This is a genomic window from Tepidiforma sp., assembly GCF_034432735.1.
Taxonomy (GTDB): domain Bacteria; phylum Chloroflexota; class Dehalococcoidia; order Tepidiformales; family Tepidiformaceae; genus Tepidiforma.
The window spans coordinates 1-14,603 of the sequence record NZ_DAOUBJ010000156.1; the positions used below are offsets into that span (position 1 = coordinate 1).

20 protein-coding genes are annotated in these 14,603 nt (G+C 68.9%); 14 read left to right on the top strand and 6 right to left on the bottom strand.

Annotation, left to right across the window (positions count from 1 at the left end; all coding sequences use genetic code 11):
- The 4 genes from VAE53_RS13030 to VAE53_RS13045 form a co-directional block, all read left to right on the top strand.
- Nucleotides 1-1,050 (top strand): MiaB/RimO family radical SAM methylthiotransferase (locus tag VAE53_RS13030; RefSeq protein ID WP_322819807.1); only part of this gene is annotated, 1,050 nt, incomplete at its 5' end.
- Nucleotides 1,047-1,766 (top strand): alkaline shock response membrane anchor protein AmaP, encoded by a 720-nt coding sequence (gene amaP, locus VAE53_RS13035; protein WP_322819808.1) that lies wholly within the window; start codon nt 1,047-1,049, stop codon nt 1,764-1,766. The genes VAE53_RS13030 and amaP, both read left to right, overlap by 4 nt.
- On the top strand, nt 1,759-2,322 hold the full coding sequence (scpB, locus tag VAE53_RS13040; protein ID WP_322819809.1) for an SMC-Scp complex subunit ScpB: 564 nt from the start codon (nt 1,759-1,761) through the stop codon (nt 2,320-2,322). Before amaP ends, scpB begins: the two co-directional genes overlap by 8 nt.
- 165 nt (nt 2,323-2,487) lie before the next feature.
- Nucleotides 2,488-2,733, top strand: coding sequence for a hypothetical protein (locus VAE53_RS13045; protein ID WP_322819810.1), 246 nt, complete (start codon nt 2,488-2,490; stop codon nt 2,731-2,733).
- Between the two features lie 33 nt (nt 2,734-2,766).
- Here VAE53_RS13045 and VAE53_RS13050 read toward each other — a convergent pair whose 3' ends face one another.
- From VAE53_RS13050 to VAE53_RS13060, 3 genes are read right to left on the bottom strand one after another with little or no spacing between them, the layout of a single operon-like run.
- On the bottom strand, nt 2,767-4,017 hold the full coding sequence (locus VAE53_RS13050; protein ID WP_322819811.1) for a DUF4010 domain-containing protein: 1,251 nt from the start codon (nt 4,015-4,017) through the stop codon (nt 2,767-2,769).
- A 22-nt stretch (nt 4,018-4,039) separates the two neighbouring features.
- Nucleotides 4,040-4,975 (bottom strand): magnesium transporter CorA family protein, encoded by a 936-nt coding sequence (locus tag VAE53_RS13055; RefSeq protein ID WP_322819812.1) that lies wholly within the window; start codon nt 4,973-4,975, stop codon nt 4,040-4,042.
- A 33-nt stretch (nt 4,976-5,008) separates the two neighbouring features.
- The gene (locus VAE53_RS13060; protein WP_322819813.1) at nt 5,009-5,209 is read right to left on the bottom strand and encodes a hypothetical protein; all 201 of its coding nucleotides are present in this window, start codon (nt 5,207-5,209) and stop codon (nt 5,009-5,011) included.
- A 155-nt stretch (nt 5,210-5,364) separates the two neighbouring features.
- Here VAE53_RS13060 and VAE53_RS13065 point away from each other — a divergent pair, with 155 nt between their 5' ends.
- The 9 genes from VAE53_RS13065 (at nt 5,365) to VAE53_RS13105 (ending at nt 10,540) form a co-directional block, all read left to right on the top strand.
- Complete coding sequence (locus VAE53_RS13065) at nt 5,365-5,934, top strand: sigma-70 family RNA polymerase sigma factor (RefSeq protein ID WP_322819814.1); 570 nt, start codon at nt 5,365-5,367, stop codon at nt 5,932-5,934.
- Nucleotides 5,931-6,887: a DUF5667 domain-containing protein gene (locus VAE53_RS13070; protein WP_322819815.1), complete on the top strand. Its 957-nt coding sequence runs from the start codon at nt 5,931-5,933 to the stop codon at nt 6,885-6,887. The genes VAE53_RS13065 and VAE53_RS13070 overlap by 4 nt, the downstream gene beginning before the upstream one ends.
- Before the next feature lie 83 nt (nt 6,888-6,970).
- Nucleotides 6,971-7,516, top strand: coding sequence for a hypothetical protein (locus tag VAE53_RS13075; RefSeq protein WP_322819816.1), 546 nt, complete (start codon nt 6,971-6,973; stop codon nt 7,514-7,516).
- A 29-nt stretch (nt 7,517-7,545) separates the two neighbouring features.
- Nucleotides 7,546-8,178 (top strand): enoyl-CoA hydratase-related protein, encoded by a 633-nt coding sequence (locus VAE53_RS13080; RefSeq protein ID WP_322819817.1) that lies wholly within the window; start codon nt 7,546-7,548, stop codon nt 8,176-8,178.
- A gap of 3 nt (nt 8,179-8,181) precedes the next feature.
- Nucleotides 8,182-8,433: a hypothetical protein gene (locus VAE53_RS13085; protein WP_322819818.1), complete on the top strand. Its 252-nt coding sequence runs from the start codon at nt 8,182-8,184 to the stop codon at nt 8,431-8,433.
- A 5-nt stretch (nt 8,434-8,438) separates the two neighbouring features.
- Nucleotides 8,439-8,681, top strand: coding sequence for a hypothetical protein (locus VAE53_RS13090; protein WP_322819819.1), 243 nt, complete (start codon nt 8,439-8,441; stop codon nt 8,679-8,681).
- 11 nt (nt 8,682-8,692) lie between these two features.
- Nucleotides 8,693-9,373 (top strand): enoyl-CoA hydratase/isomerase family protein, encoded by a 681-nt coding sequence (locus VAE53_RS13095; RefSeq protein ID WP_322819820.1) that lies wholly within the window; start codon nt 8,693-8,695, stop codon nt 9,371-9,373.
- Nucleotides 9,374-9,380: 7 nt separating this feature from the next.
- Complete coding sequence (locus tag VAE53_RS13100) at nt 9,381-9,986, top strand: hypothetical protein (protein WP_322819821.1); 606 nt, start codon at nt 9,381-9,383, stop codon at nt 9,984-9,986.
- A gap of 38 nt (nt 9,987-10,024) precedes the next feature.
- A complete protein-coding gene (locus VAE53_RS13105) occupies nt 10,025-10,540 on the top strand; it encodes a nitroreductase family protein (protein WP_322819822.1) in 516 nt (171 codons plus the stop codon).
- Here VAE53_RS13105 and VAE53_RS13110 read toward each other — a convergent pair.
- Nucleotides 10,537-11,364 carry an MBL fold metallo-hydrolase gene (locus VAE53_RS13110; RefSeq protein WP_322819823.1) on the bottom strand — a complete coding sequence of 276 codons (828 nt, stop codon included), beginning with the start codon at nt 11,362-11,364 and terminating at the stop codon, nt 10,537-10,539. The genes VAE53_RS13105 and VAE53_RS13110 overlap by 4 nt on opposite strands.
- An 86-nt stretch (nt 11,365-11,450) precedes the next feature.
- Between VAE53_RS13110 and VAE53_RS13115 the strand changes: the two genes are divergently transcribed.
- On the top strand, nt 11,451-11,924 hold the full coding sequence (locus VAE53_RS13115) for a DUF2269 family protein (protein ID WP_322819824.1): 474 nt from the start codon (nt 11,451-11,453) through the stop codon (nt 11,922-11,924).
- A 172-nt stretch (nt 11,925-12,096) separates the two neighbouring features.
- On the opposite strand, the gene VAE53_RS13120 is transcribed toward VAE53_RS13115, so the two are convergent.
- Both VAE53_RS13120 and VAE53_RS13125 read right to left on the bottom strand, forming a co-directional pair.
- Nucleotides 12,097-13,305 (bottom strand): hypothetical protein, encoded by a 1,209-nt coding sequence (locus VAE53_RS13120; protein ID WP_322819825.1) that lies wholly within the window; start codon nt 13,303-13,305, stop codon nt 12,097-12,099.
- A gap of 35 nt (nt 13,306-13,340) precedes the next feature.
- Nucleotides 13,341-14,393 carry a hypothetical protein gene (locus tag VAE53_RS13125; RefSeq protein WP_322819826.1) on the bottom strand — a complete coding sequence of 351 codons (1,053 nt, stop codon included), beginning with the start codon at nt 14,391-14,393 and terminating at the stop codon, nt 13,341-13,343.
- Nucleotides 14,394-14,603: the final 210 nt, after the last annotated feature.

Consider the following 14,603-nt stretch of genomic DNA (forward strand, 5'->3'; position numbering starts at 1 on the left):
GCCGTCACCGGCTGCTATCCGCAGTCGGCCGGATTCGAACCCGTTCGCGAGCTCGGAGCCGACTTCGTCGCCGGCACCCGCGACGCCGACAAGCGCGCCATCGTCGCCTTCCTCGCCGGCGAACTCGCCCACACCCCACCGGCCCCCGAGGCCGCGCCCGTCGCTCCCGCACTCACCCGCGCCTTCGTCAAAGCGCAAGAAGGCTGCAACGATGTCTGCGCCTTCTGCATCGTTCCCCGCACGCGCGGACGCGAGCAGAGCCGCTCGATCGAAGCCGTCGCCACCGAGGTGCAGCGCGCCGTCGAGGCTGGCGCCCGCGAAGTCGTCATCACCGGTACCCAGCTTGGCGCCTGGGGGCGCGACCTCGACCCGCCACTCCGCCCGCACCACCTCATCTCCGGAATCCTCGAACGCACCGACGTCCTTCGCCTCCGCTTCAGCTCCCTCCAGCCGCAGGACATCTCGCCCGAGCTCCTCGCCCTCTGGCACGACCCACGGCTGATGCCCCACTTCCACCTCGCCCTCCAGTCCGGCAGCGAAGCCATCCTCGCCGCGATGCGCCGCCGTTACACCGCCCGCGAATTCCTCCTCGCCGTCGAACGCATCCGGGCCGCCGTACCCGATGTCGCCATCACCACCGACGTCATCGCCGGCTTCCCCGGCGAAACCGAAGCCGACTTCCAGGCCACCCTCGCACTCTGCCGCCAAGTCGGCTTCGCCCGCATCCACGCCTTCCCCTACTCCCAACGCTCGCGAACGGCAGCCGCTCGCATGCCCGCTCAGCTCCCCCCCGAAGAGAAAAAAGAGCGCATGGCTCGCCTGCTCGCGCTCGCCGAAGAACTCTCCCTCGCCTTCCGCCGTGCCCACCAGGGAACGCTCCGCCCCGTCCTCTGGGAAGAAGAAAAAGGTGGCCACTGGTTCGGCCACACCGACAACTACATCCCCGTCTACGCGGCTGGCGAGGCGCTGCGAAACCGCGTCATGCTCGTCGAATTGGGCGAGGTGTACCATGACGGCGTCTGGGGACACCTCCCCCAGGAGGGACCATGAACGCCATCCGCCGGGTGCTGCTCGCCCTCTACAGCCTCCTCCTCCTCGCCGCTTGCGGCGGCCTGCTCGCCCTCGCCTGGAACCAAGACAAAAAGCTCGATATCCAGCTCGGCGAGTTCAACATTCAAGCGTTCATCGTTTCCAGCGACGGCGCTCGCGCCATCTTCGCTGTCATCATCGCCGCCGTCGCGCTCGTCGCCTTCTTCTCGCTCGTCGCTTCCGTTTGGCGCAGCTCGGCCCCCCGTTCCCGCGGAGTCCTCGCCCTTCGCCAGGAAGATGGCGGCATGGTCGAAGTTCCCGCCCAGACGCTCGAAGCCATCCTGCGCGAGGCCCTCCAGCTGCTCCCCGAGGTGCGCCGTGCCGAGCCGCGCGTCGACGTGCGCGCGGGCGCCGTCGAAAGCCACATTGACGCCACCATCCAGCCCAGCGTGAGCATCGCCGCGGCCACGAAGGTCATGGTCGATACCGTCCACGCCGTCCTGCGCGAACAGGTCGGCGTCACCAACGTCCGGCGTCCCGCGATCCGGATCACCTACGACGAGCTCGCCGCTCGCCCTGCCGGCATGGCCCCGCAGCGCGCCGCCTCCCCCGCGGTGCCGCCCCAGCCTCCGGCCGCGGTGGGTGGGCAGGCGCCTCCCCCGGCCCCGATCTTCCCCGCAGTGCGCGAATCCACCGGCCCGGAATCCCCGGCCCCGGAGCGACGCCCCGATGAGTGATCAGCGCCCCCTGCGCACCCCCTCCGCCAACGAGCTGCCCTGGGTATTCGAAGCCATCCTCTTCGTGAGCGACGAGCCCCAGCCGCTCGCCGCCCTCGCCCGGGCCGTCGGCGTCAGCGAGGCCGCTGCCCGCAAAGCCCTCACCCAGCTGGCCGCCGACTACGAAGCCCGCGGCCTCCGGCTGCTCGAGGACGGACAGAAGTACCAGCTCGGCGCCGCCCCCGAATACGCGCCCTACATCGACGCCTTCCTCGGCACCGGCCCCGGCCAGAAACTCAGCCGCGCCGCCCTCGAAACGCTCACCATCATCGCCTACCGCCAGCCCTGCACCCGCGCCGAGATCGAAGCCATCCGCGGCGTCAACAGCGATCGCCACGTCGCCCTCCTCGAACAGCGCGGCCTCATCGAACAAGCCGGCACCGGCGACGGCCCCGGTCGGCCCAAACTCTATCGCACCACCATCCGCTTCCTCGAACACTTCGGCATCCGCAGCCCGAAAGACCTCCCGCCACTTCCCGAAGAGCCCCAGCCCGAAGTCGTCCAAGCCGAGATCTGAGCGCACTTGCAGCGTCGGTAAAGGCTCCCGAGGTCGCCCGCGCGGGGAACCCCCAGCCGATGTACACTGAAAGCGAACGGTTTCGGCTCTGCTCCGCGGATTGGTGCCATTGGATGCACTGCTTCCGTCACCCGGCAGCGCTCCAGCTGCGAAAGGCACCAACCCTTGGAACTCTACATCGGCAACCTCAGCTACCTCACGACGGAAGAGGATCTCGCCGTCCTCCTCGCCCCCTACGCCCTAACCATCCCCCCGCGTCTCGCCCTCGATCCGAAGACCGGCCTGTCCCGCGGCTACGCCCTCGCCGCCGTCGCCAACGACGCCGCCGGAGCGTCCGCCATCGAAGGGCTCAACGGCACCATCCTCGATGGCCGCATCATCATCGTCCGGGCCGCCCTCCCCGGCCAGTGAGCCATCGCGCCCCGCACCCATCGGCCCGCCCGCTCACCCCCAGGCCAGCCCGGCCCAGGCCAGCGCCGCCGTCACGATGACCCCCGGCCAGACCTCGGCCGCGAAGCGGCGACCGCCCGTCGCGGCCGCCAACACCATCTTCGTCACCGAATTGGTCGTGAACGCAGCCAAAATGGGCACCACCGCATCGTCCGGCGCGATGCGGCCTCCGGCGGCCAGCCCGGCCACCGCGATCGCCGCCGAATGCGCGTCGGCGAAACCCGCCACCCCCGCCGTAATCAGCACCCCTCGGTTGCCCAGCCAGTCGTTCAAGGCCGCCGAGACGAACAGGATCGCCGTCACCGTTGCCGCGAACACCAGCGCCGTTTTCGGTTCGAACGCGCGCCCTCCGGGCTCGTGGTGCTCGGCCGCCTCGTCGCGCAGCGCCCGGACCCCGAAGAGCGCCCCATACCCGGCCGCACCCAGCCCCGCCAAGGCCATCGGGGGCCACAGTTCCCGGAGCGTCGCCGGGTCCGTCGCGCCGACCACGACGACCATCTGGACCACCGTCGCCACCGTCGAAAGAACCGCAGCCGCCACCGCAGGGGAGCGGAGAACCGGGTATTGCCGCGCCCGCACCCCCATCGCCGCGATCGTCGCCGAGCTCGAAACGAAACCCGCCGCGAGCCCCGAAAGCGGCAGACCGACGCGCGCCCCCAGCAGCCGAACCGCCACGTATCCCGCGCCACCGATCGCCATCACCAGCACCACCAGCCGCCAGATAGCGAACGGATTGAACACGCCATAGGGGCCGATCCGCTCGTCCGGCACGAGCGGCAGCACCACGAGCGCCGCCCCTGCGAAGAGCAGCCCATCGTGCACCTCCTGCTCCGTCAGCGCCTGCGCCACCAAGCGATGGAGCTGCTCTCGCGCCGCCAGCAGGATCGTCACCACCACCGCCAGCCCGGCCGCCACTTGCGGCTCCCGCCAGGCCAGCGCCCCGAGGAGGAAAGCCACCACCACCGCCACCTCCGTCGTCAGCCCGGGGTCTTCCCGATCGCCCAGCGCGTAGGCCGCCACCACCGCCAACGCCACGAAGGCGAGCGCCGCGGCGAGCACCACACCACCGCCCACCGCCATCGCCACACCACCCGCGAGCGCCACCAGCGCGAACGTACGGATGCCCGCCGCGCCGCGGCGCGGGCCCTCGCCCTTCCGCCGCTCCCGCTCGGCGCCCAGCAGCAGCCCGATGCCCAGCGCCACTGCCAGGCGAAGCGCCTCCTGCCCTTCCTCCAACCCGCCCATCATCGCCCCCGCCCGGCCATCGTCAGAACCACCCCCGCCGCTTGAAGAACATCGCCATCGTCCCCGCGAGCGCCGCCATCGCGACGAGCATCACCGCAAAGCCGTAGTTGCTGTGCAGCCCCGGGATCTCGTCGAAGTTCGTCCCGAAAATCCCCGTGATCACCGTCGCCGGGAGCGCCAACGCCCCCACCACCGCGAGCACCTTCATCACCTCGTTCATCTTGTTGTTCAGCGTGCTCAAGTACGTGCTCAGGGCAACCTCGGCATCCTCGCGCAGCTCCTCCAGTGCGAGGTCCACCCGCACCAGATGGTCGTAAATGTCCCGAAAGTAGATCGCGTTCGCCGGCTGCACCTGAGCGAACTCCCGCCGACTCAGCCGCAGCACCACCGAGAGCAGCGGCGCCAGCGTCCGGCGCACGCTCCCCGCCGCGCGCCGCGCCTCCAGCACCCGTTGGCTCAGCCCACCATCGCCCGCTCCCTCCAGAATCAGGTCCGCGAGCGCATCCAACTCCTCGTTCATCGCCGAAACGCGTGGCAGGTAGCTGTCCACCACGCGGTCGAGAATTTCGTAGACCAGGCCGTCCGTCCCCGGCCGAAGCGCGATACCGTGCGCGATCGCCCGCGCCACCCCATCGATCTCCGGCGCCGTCGCCGGGTCATCGCGGTAGGTCACCACGAAGTCGCTCCCGAGGAACAGGTCCAGCTCCTCCAGCACCGGTTCCACCGTCCCCGGCTTCATCGCCAGCGCCACGATGAAGAGATAGCTGCCGAAGTCGTCGATTTTCGGCGTGTGCAAATAGGGCGAGAGGCAATCCTCGATAGCGAGCGGGTGCAGCCCGTAGCGCTCAGCCAGCGCCAGCAGCGCCTCGCGGTCGCGCCCGTCGAGGTCGTACCAACGCGGCCCGCCCTCCAGCTCGCCCTCCTGCCACGTCCCGTCGATGTACGTCCACGTGCGCACGGGCGCATGGTACGGGAACGGGCGCCGTTGGCGTCAGTCGCCGTTCCCCTCGCGCCGGCGGCGCCGCTCCTCCTCCGCCTGCGCCTCCCGCTCGCGGTACCAGTCGTCGAGCGAATCGTCCCGCCACTTCGGGCCGTCGTCGTCCCGCCCGCCGCGGCCCAGCCAGGTCGCGAGCGCGCCAGCGGCCAAAAAGAGCGGCATCGCCACGGCAGCGATCAGTCGCGGGTTCAGCATGTCCACAGTGTCGCGCACCCTTCCGCCCGCGTCACGTCGCGACATTAACCTTCACCGAGCACCCGCGTTATAGCTAGTGCACAGGGAAGTCGCCTGAGTATGCTCGAAAGGAGGACGCTCGGTTAACCGAATCCCGGCGCGGCCCAGGGGGCTGGATGGCAGAGACGGCAACCGATGAACTCGCACCGGGCTTCGATGAACGGATCATCGTCGAAGCTGCCCAGCAGGGAGACCGGGAAGCACTGGCGCTCATCTACGACCATTACTTCCCGCGCGTCTACCGGTACGTCGCGACCCGCCTCCCCACCACCGAAGATGCCGAGGATGTCACCACGGAGATCTTCCTCCGCGTGATCGAAAACCTCCGCACCTTCGAATTCCGGGGCCCACCCTTCGGCGCATGGGTCTTCCGCATCGCCCACAACGAAGTGATCAGCTTCACCCGCCGCCGAAAGGTCCGCTCCCAGGTGGCGCCCCTCACGGAGGCCATCCCCGACCCAGCGCCCGACCACACCGATGAGGTTCATACCGCCCTCACCGTCGAAGTCGTCAAGGCCGCCGTCGCGAAACTCCCCCAAGCCCAGCGCCAGGTCATCGAACTCCGCTTCGCTGCCGGCCTCTCCGTCGCCGAAACCGCCCGGGTCCTCGGAAAAACCGAAAACAACGTGAAAGTCCTCCAACACAAAGCCATCGCCAAACTCCAAACCATGGTGCCGCGCCAATGATCCGCCGGCTCTTCGACCGCCAGGCACGCCAACAGGCCGAAATCCTCGCCGAGGCCCAGGCCCTCGTCGATGACGGCCTCGAGCCCGACTTCGTCCTCTCCCTCTTCCCCGAGGATGCCGACTGGCTCGCCGACGCCCTCGCCGTCACCGCCACCGTCACCGATGCTTTCGCCGCCCGGCCGGCCAGCTACTACTTCGAAGCGTCCCTCAAAGCCAAATTCCTCGCGCGCGCCAGCGAACCCACCACCCCCGCCGAACCCCTCTTCCTTCCCGTACCCGGCTACTCGCCCGCCCGCACCGCCATCGCCAGCCTCGCCGTCGTCTCCAGCGCCGCAGCGCTCGGTATCCTCGCCTTCGGCTTCGTCACCGCCGACGAAGCCGTCCCCGGCGATTGGAACTACACCCTCAAGCTCGCCAATGAGCGCATCGAATACACCCTCTCCCGCGGCGACGCCCGCGTCGATGTCCAGCTCCGCCAAGCCGAAGCCCGCGTCTACGAGCTCCAGCAGCTCGCCGGCCGCAACGACGACTTCGCCGCGAGCCTCGAAAGCCTCCAGCGCGAGCTCCGCGGTATCGCCGACCTCGCCCAGAAGCAGGGTGGCCTCACCGACGTCCAAAAGGCCCGCGTCAAGAGCCTCGCCGAACAGAGCAGCACCGTCCTCTCCCAGGCCCGCAACCGCCCCGATGTCGACCCCGAAAAGGTCGCCGCCACGGCCGCCGCCATCGACGACGCCATCAGCGCCGCACTCGGGACCGTCACCCCGCTCCCGACCCCGGAACCGACTGCCACCCCCGCGCCATCACCCTCGCCCACCCCCGAGCCCACCCCCAACCCCTCGCCAGAGCCATCCGCGACACCTAGCGCGACGGGCACGCCCCCGCCCACCGGCACCGTCCAGCCCTCCGAAGCAGCCTCCCCGACCCCCGAGCCTGGGCGTTCCCCTACCCCCTGAACCGGCGCTTGACCTCCCGGTTGCCCACGCCGCGCCCCCTCCCTACCCTGCGATCGACCCCCAGGTCAGCACGGAGTTCACGCATGACCCGACTGCGACTCGCCGCAGCCATCCTCCTCCTCGTGCCGATCGCAGCAGCCGCTTGCGGCGGCGATGACGACGCCCCGGCCGACGCCACCCCTGCCATCGCCGATGCCGACGCCCGTCGCACCGAAGTGGCCCAGGGCCTCGATCAGCCCGTCCCACCCGATAAGCCACTCCCCACCCCGACGCCCCTCCCCGACGACGTGCCCATCGTCCAGATCGTCTCCGGCCGCCAGCAGTTCGCGCCCACCCGCGCCGCATTCGCCGACCTCCCCACCACGAGCATCACCGCAGGCGGCCAGCAATACACCGGCGTCACCATCGCCGAACTCGCACGGCGCGTCGCTGCCCGCGAAGCCGGCATCGTCACCATCCAGGGCACCCGGATCGACAACCTCCGCTACGGCGCCATCCGCTACCCCCTCGCCGAGATCGCCAGCGACACCGTCCTTTACCTCGACGAAAGCGGCTACCTGCGCCTCGCCTCCGCCAGCATCCCCAAAGAGCAGTGGCTCCACACCATCGTCGGCATCGCCATCGACTGAACGGGCTCCCAGGCGAGTATCCTTCGCCCATGACGTTCGTCGCCGAACTCCCGCCGCCCCCACCCGGGGCCGAAACGAGCTGGCTCGGCGAGGCGATCGGCGCCCTCCCCGAAGAGCTCCGCTGCCTCCTCCTGCCGGCCGACCGCTTCATCGATGCCCCGCCCCCACCTACCGGCGATCTCCGAAGACTCGTCCTCGGCCGCGTACCCGTCCTCGCCTGGTTCGAAGGCGAAGTGCACGGCCCCGCCCTCGACCTCGCCCTCGCCGCCGACCTCCGCATTTGTGGCCAAGCTGCAGCGCTCCGCGGCCCCACCCAGTGGCCCGCGCGGCTCGAAGTCCTCGCGCCCGGCCTCGCTCGCGCAGTCGCCGCCGGCCAGGCCATCGCCGCCGCCGACCTCCTATCCGCCGGCCTCGTCAATGCCGTCACGCCCGCCGGCACGGCCCACACCGAAGCCGAGCGCCTCGCCAACGTCATCGCCTCCCGCGGGCCCATCGCCCTCCAACTCGCCAAAGAGGCCATCTGGCGCGGGCTGCCTCAACCCCTCGAACAGGCCCTCCGTTTCGAGACCGATTTGACGCTGCTCCTCCAAACCACCAAAGATCGAGCCGAAGGCGTCCGCGCCTTCCTCGAAAAACGCCCGCCAACCTTCACCGGGGAATGACCGATGATCGTGCTGCTCGACGAGGCCGAAGCCTGGTCCCTCATGATGCTCATCAGCGCCGTCGCGGTCGACAACGCCGACCTCTCCCCAGAAGGCAAGGAAGCCATCCGCCGCTGGCGCTCCGACCGCGGCGAAGGCTCCCCACTCCTCGCCGACCTCACCGAAGCGCTCAATCGCGCCCTCAACGCCCACATCGATGCCCAGCTCACCCGCCGCGTCAAGAGCAAAGGCTGGTACGAAACGGTGCGGAGGTAGCCCCCGTGAACATCGAATTCAACGAAGAAGAAGTCAACGAACTCCTCACCGTCATCGTCAACCGCATCGCCGACGAAGCTGGCCTCTCCGATAAAGACCGCGCCATGCTCAAGAACTGGCGCTCCAAGCAGATGCGCCCCGGCCGCGAAGATATGCTCGAGCTCGTCCAAAAAGTCAACGAGGACTTCGCCCAGCAGATGGCCCGCCGCCAGCGCAGCCAAATCCGCAAGCCGGACTGGCTCGAATAGCCGCCACCGCCGTGGCCGAACCCGTTCACTTCAGCATCGACGAACGGGGCGTCGCCCTCATCACCCTCGACCGCCCCACGCGCCTCAACGCCATCGACCTCCGCATGCGCGACCTCCTCTGGGAGTACCTCGGCGCCGCCGAGGCCATCCCCGAAGTCCGCGTCATCGTCTTTCGCGGCGAAGGGCGTTGCTTCAGCGCCGGCGCCGATATCTCCGAGTTCGGCACCGCCCCATCGATCATGGCCGCCCGCAGAGCCCGTCACGAGCGCGATATCTGGTGGCAGCTCCTCACCCATCGCTGCGTCACCATCGCGCGCATGCACGGCTACTGCTACGGCGCCGGCCTCGAACTCCCGCTCTTCTGCGACCTTCGCATCGCCGCCGATGACGCCCGCCTCGCCCTCCCCGAAGTCTCACTCGCCTACATCCCGAGCGCCGGCGGCACCCAGATGCTCCCCCGCATCGCGCCGCCCGGTGTCGCCGCCGGCATGATCCTCACCGGCGAGCCGATCACCGCCGCTACCGCCCTCCGCTGGGGCATCGTCGACCGCGTCGTCCCCGCCGATGCCCTCGACGCCGCCATCGACGAAGCCGTCGCCGCCGCCCTCGCCGACCCCGCCGCCGCCCGCGCACGTCGCCTTCGCCTCCTCGGCACCGCCGACACCCAGGCCGCGCCGCGCCCGCTACCCTGAAAAGGCAATGGAGCACGACGACCTTCCCTCGCCCAAGCCGCCCGTCTTCCTCGGCTGCTTCACCGCCCTCGCCATCGTCGTCCTCGCATTCGGCATCGGCTCCTGCCTCGTCGTCTACTGGGAGTCCGGCGCAGACACCGGCCAGATCCGCCTCGAACAAGCCGAAGCCTATGGGCGCGGAACCGTTCAGTACATCGGCCAACACAACCTCTACATCGCCCGACTCCTCGATGGCCGCTTCCTCGCCCTCGACGACCTCGATGCCGCCAACCGTGCCAACCCCGCCCGCCGCTGCCGCGTCGCTCCGATCCCGGCAGCCGACCCGAACCTCCCCAGCCTCGTCGCCCGCTACGCCGCCCGCATGAGCGACTCCGCACGAGGCTCCACGCTCCTCTTCCGCGAAGACTGCAACGGCGCCATCTACGACTTCACCGGCGTCCGCATCGATACCGACGGACCCAACCTCGACCGCTACCCAGCCACCGTCGATACCGCCGGCTACCTCGTCGTCGATACCAGCCAGCGCCAATGCAGCAGGCGCGAAGGCACCGCCACCTTCCTCCCGCGCGACTGTCGAAGCGGCACTGCTGCATCGCCCGAGCCGATCCGCTAGGATTCCCGCACTCGTACGGCCCCCGAAAGGAGGCTGCCATGGATGCCTACCGCGCGATCGTCACCAAGCGCGACACGCGCCACTTCCTGCCGAATCCCGTGCCTGCCGACATCCTCACCCGCATCCTCCAGGCGGGGCGCATGGCTGGCAGCTCCAAGAACACCCAACCGGTTCGCATGGTCGTCGTCCAGGACGCCGAACGCCGTGCCCAGCTCGCCAGCTGCGGAGACTACGCCGCCCACCTCACCGCCGCGCCCGTCGCCATCGCCGTCGTCCTCCTGCCCGGTGGCGGCCCCTTCGATGCCGGCCGCGCCGCCCAGAACCTCATGGTCGCCGCCTGGGCCAGCGGCATCACCAGCTGCCCCGTTTCCATGCACCGCCAGGAGTGCGCCCGCACCGTCCTCGGCCTTCCCCCCGACCACACCGTCGCGACCGTCATCGCCCTCGGCTACCCCGACCTCAAGCACCCCCTCAGCCAAGGGCGCCAGCGCCTCCCCCTCGACGAAATCGTTTCCTGGGAAGCGTGGGGCAACCACCGGCCCCAAGGCGACTAAACGGCGAAGCTCAGCCCATCGCCCGCGATGAGCACCGGGCCGCCGTAGGCCGCTTTTACCGTATCCAGCAGCTCCTCGGCACGCTCGCCCGGGTTCAGGTGCGTCAGCACCAGAAGCTTCACCCCGGCCTCCTTCGCGACCCGCCCCACATAGGCGACCTCCGCATGCGTCCGCTCGAATGCCGCGCGGATCGCCGCCGCCCGCCGCTCCTCGAACCCCGCCGTCCACCGTGCCAGCCCCGGCAGCGAATAGCACTCGTGGATGAGCACCGCCGCCCCCTCCGCCAGCGGAACCATCACCTCGGCCGCCTCCGTCGTATCGCCACTGTAGACCACCGCCTTCCCCTCGGCTTCGAACCGCCGCGCCTCGCATACCAGGTTCGGAGCGTGCGGCACCCGCTCCGTCCGCACCGTGAACGGCCCCGCCTCCCGCACATCCCCCGGCGCGATCTCCACCACCGGGATATCCAGCGGTTCGCCCCATCCCCGACCGGGCATCCCCGTCACCATCGCCGCCGCGCCCACCGCCTGGCGCGCATACGCCAGCGTCCCCGGCGGCCCGTGGATCTCCAACGGCAAGTGCCCGTGCGGAAACGTCATCGCCTGGACGAACGTCGCCAACCCGAGCACATGGTCCGGGTGCAGATGGCTCAAGAAGATGCGGCTGATGCTCGCCGGCGAAATACCGGCCATCACCAAGCGGTCGAACGCCCGCGGCCCGCAATCGAGCAAGAACGTTTCACCGGCTCCCGAGAGCAGAATCGACGAGCCAGCCCGGTGCGGCGTATCGGTGCCCGCACCCGTCCCGAGGAACTGGATACGCATCGACCCAAGCCTACCAGCCCGCCAGCCAGTGACAACGTTTGCCCATTCGGAGTACCGTTCGCACGAAACCCACTGCGGAGGTTCCTGTGTCGACCCAGGATTGGTATCTGTTCGGCCACCTGCTCGGCGTCTTTTTCCTGCTCGCGGCCACCGGCCTCACCACGGGTGCCGCCATCGCCGCCGGCCGCGCCACGGCCGCCAACACCGTCGTCACCCTGCTCGACCTCCAGCTCCGCTCCGAGCGCTTCGTCACGTCCATCGGTGCCATCCTGACCATCGTCTTCGGCAGCCTCCTCGTCGACGAGGCCGGCCACTCCTTCGGCGATGCCTGGATCTCCACCGCCTACACCCTCATCATCCTCGGCCTCGCCCTCGACCACGGCTTCTACCTCCGCAAAGTGAAAGCCGCGCGAGAGCTCGCCGTCTCCCTCGGGAACGGCCCCGTCACCGTCGAACTGCGCGACCGCGTCAACGACGACCGCGCCCGGCTCGCCGGGATCGCCCTCGTCCTCCTCTGGGTCGTCTTCCTCTGGCTGATGATCGCCAAACCCGGCGCCTGAACCGCAGCGCCAGCCACGCCCGGAATCGCCGTCGGCCCCCGCCGGCAAGGGCGCCACTCGCCCGCGCCAGGGCGATACACCCCCGCAGCCCCCTCGGCACCCTCCGTTCCGGGCCGGCCGAAAAGGGCGCGATCGCTCGGCGCCGCGCCCGAACTACCGCGCCCCGGGGCCCTCACACCGCCAGCGGGTCCTCCGCAATCTGCAGCAAGTGGCGGCTCACATCCGGCAGCCGGTCGATGCCGACCTCGGAGAGCACCGCCAAGTAATCGGCCAGTTGCTTCTCCCGTAACCTGCGCAGGCGCTCGATACCCGCCTGGATCCGCTCCACGTCGCCAGCGAAGAGCAGCGCCAACGCCTCCCGCTCGGGATGGCTGTACCGGAGCTCGATGCTCAACGCAGCCTCCGCCCGGCCGAGCCAGAACTTCACATTCTCTCGCCCCCGCGGATGGTGCTGGAGATACCAGAGCAAGTGGCGCTTCCCGTATTCCAGATGCCGCCGCGAATCCCGCGCCAGATTCCCGAACAACGTTCGCTCGACGTCCGTTTTGGCGAAATCGGCGTACGCCTCGAACAGCGTCAACTCGTACGCTTTGTAGACCACATCGAGCGCCGTCACCATCTCCGTGAACTTCAACGCCCCGTACCAGGCCCGATAGAGCGCCCCGAGCGGCGCCTGCCCGAGCCCGCCGCCGTTCGCCAAGGCGCGCTTCCGGAGCGCCTCCACCTTGTGGCCCGCATCGTAAATCTGCGTCCCCAGGAAGAGCTTCACATCGTGGAAGCCGTAGCTGATCGGCTCCAGCCACTTCGCGATGATCTTCTGCTCCACCAGCCCGTGGCCGCTGTAGAGCGTCGCGAGCTGACACACGGCGCGTTCGATCTCCGTCGGCAGCTCGGCCAGCCCGTTCGCCCAATCCAGGTCCGTCGCCGGGATCCAGCGGTCCCGGATCGCGTCCTCGTAGAGCTCGTCCACCCCCTCTGCCCAGACTTCCACCTTGTCGTAAATGAAGTAGCTTCCAGGCGCGTAATTGTCCGGCGAAGGGTGCGAACCGCGCGGGGTATCGTTCTCGTACGGCCAGCGGTCGGGCACCTGCCCGTAGCTCCCCACGTTGATGTCCTTCAGCAGCAGGCCGCGTTCGCTGCGGTGCGCCTTCACCCCCCGCTCGGACCGCGTCCGGATGAAATTGAACGTAATGTTCTGCATCCGCTCCGGGTCCTTGTCCACCAGATCCAGAAAGCCACGGACCCGCTCCTCGGGGATGCGCATCGCGCAAATATTCGTCACCGTCGCATCCCTCAGCGGCGATGCCTCGATGCGGGCAATCGTCTCCTCGCTCCAGCCCAGGCTCCGGGCGCGCATCTTCGTCGCGGTGCTCAACTGCATCGGTTCCCCCTCGAAATCCGCTGTACGACCGTGGCCTAGCTGACCGGGTCGAGGAATTCGCGCAGGCCGGGTGCCATCCGCTCCCGCCGGTCGCCCAGCCCGATCACCTCCAGCCGGTGCATGTACTCGTTCACCTGCCGCTTTCGCATCAGCAAGAGCTTCGCGTATCCCTCGTCGATATGCTCGATCCCGCCCCCGGCGAGAATGGCGAGCGCCTCGCCCGTCGTCGGATTCGTCGTCAGGCTCGCCTGCTGGCTCTGCGCCAATGCCCCCTCCTGGATATCCAGGTAGTGGTGCATCTCCTCCTTCCGCCACGGCTCCGTATCCATCACGTACTTCATATGCGTGACGCCGAACGCCAGGTGGCGGCTCTCGTCCTGCGCCGAAAGCCGGAAGATCCGCTTCTCCGCTTCGTTCTGGGCGATGAGCTCACCCATCCGGAAGAGCGTCTGCACGAACCCCTCGCCCACGAGGTGGAGCAGCGCCGTCATCTCCGTGAAATCGTCCACCGAAAGCAAGTTGATCGCCCCAAACCCCGCATCCACCATCCCTCCCCCGTTCGCCAGCGCCCGCTTCCGGAAAACATCGAGGTGCCGGCTCTCGTCCATGATCTGCGTGCCCAGGAAGAGTTGCGATTCGAAATGATCCGGGTGAACCTGCTCCATGAACCGCCCCGGCAGATCACCGGCGATGAACTCCACCTGCGTCAGGAACGTGCAGAGCGTACACATCGCCCACTCGAGGTCGTCCGGCAACGGCTGGATCGTCTCCCACGGGATGTCCACCGCGCTCGACCACTGGCGCTGGTTCGCCTCTTCGTAGAGCAGCATCGCGCTCTCCGACCAGACATCCGCCTTCGAACGGTACTGACGTGCGTGCCGCGGCGAGCGCGGGTCCGGCTTGGCCCCACGCGGCTTGAATACGGGCACCCCCGATTCATCGATCTCCGCGTTCCCGTACGTCAGCGCATTGATCTGTTCGAGAGTCAGCCCCTTCCGACCAGCCTGGATCCGCATCCCTTGTTCGGTATCCAAGTTCAGCCAGTCGAAATTCAACCCAGGGACGTCGACGAACGCAGGGGAAGCCATAGGGGCACCTCCGGGGGCCTCGGATTGAGCGAGTATATCGCAAACATAGATGGTTCGGTGCAAGCGGAATCTCTCCCCCACCGGCCAGCCCCCCTCGACCTTCCGGTCGAATACCCCCTTCTGCTACCATGGCAACGATGCGCCACGTCGACGCACCGTCTCGCGAGGTCGTGAACGCCCCGGACTCACCGGGGCGCGTCCTTTAGCGCC

Coding starts and splice junctions, on each gene's coding strand:
- amaP (WP_322819808.1), top strand. CDS start 1,047: ATGAACGCCATCCGCCGGGTGCTGCTCGCCCTCTACAGCCTCCTCCTC.
- scpB (WP_322819809.1), top strand. CDS start 1,759: ATGAGTGATCAGCGCCCCCTGCGCACCCCCTCCGCCAACGAGCTGCCC.
- VAE53_RS13050 (WP_322819811.1), bottom strand. CDS start 4,017: ATGGGCGGGTTGGAGGAAGGGCAGGAGGCGCTTCGCCTGGCAGTGGCG.
- VAE53_RS13060 (WP_322819813.1), bottom strand. CDS start 5,209: ATGCTGAACCCGCGACTGATCGCTGCCGTGGCGATGCCGCTCTTTTTG.
- VAE53_RS13065 (WP_322819814.1), top strand. CDS start 5,365: ATGGCAGAGACGGCAACCGATGAACTCGCACCGGGCTTCGATGAACGG.
- VAE53_RS13070 (WP_322819815.1), top strand. CDS start 5,931: ATGATCCGCCGGCTCTTCGACCGCCAGGCACGCCAACAGGCCGAAATC.
- VAE53_RS13075 (WP_322819816.1), top strand. CDS start 6,971: ATGACCCGACTGCGACTCGCCGCAGCCATCCTCCTCCTCGTGCCGATC.
- VAE53_RS13080 (WP_322819817.1), top strand. CDS start 7,546: ATGACGTTCGTCGCCGAACTCCCGCCGCCCCCACCCGGGGCCGAAACG.
- VAE53_RS13085 (WP_322819818.1), top strand. CDS start 8,182: ATGATCGTGCTGCTCGACGAGGCCGAAGCCTGGTCCCTCATGATGCTC.
- VAE53_RS13100 (WP_322819821.1), top strand. CDS start 9,381: ATGGAGCACGACGACCTTCCCTCGCCCAAGCCGCCCGTCTTCCTCGGC.
- VAE53_RS13105 (WP_322819822.1), top strand. CDS start 10,025: ATGGATGCCTACCGCGCGATCGTCACCAAGCGCGACACGCGCCACTTC.
- VAE53_RS13110 (WP_322819823.1), bottom strand. CDS start 11,364: ATGCGTATCCAGTTCCTCGGGACGGGTGCGGGCACCGATACGCCGCAC.
- VAE53_RS13120 (WP_322819825.1), bottom strand. CDS start 13,305: ATGCAGTTGAGCACCGCGACGAAGATGCGCGCCCGGAGCCTGGGCTGG.
- VAE53_RS13125 (WP_322819826.1), bottom strand. CDS start 14,393: ATGGCTTCCCCTGCGTTCGTCGACGTCCCTGGGTTGAATTTCGACTGG.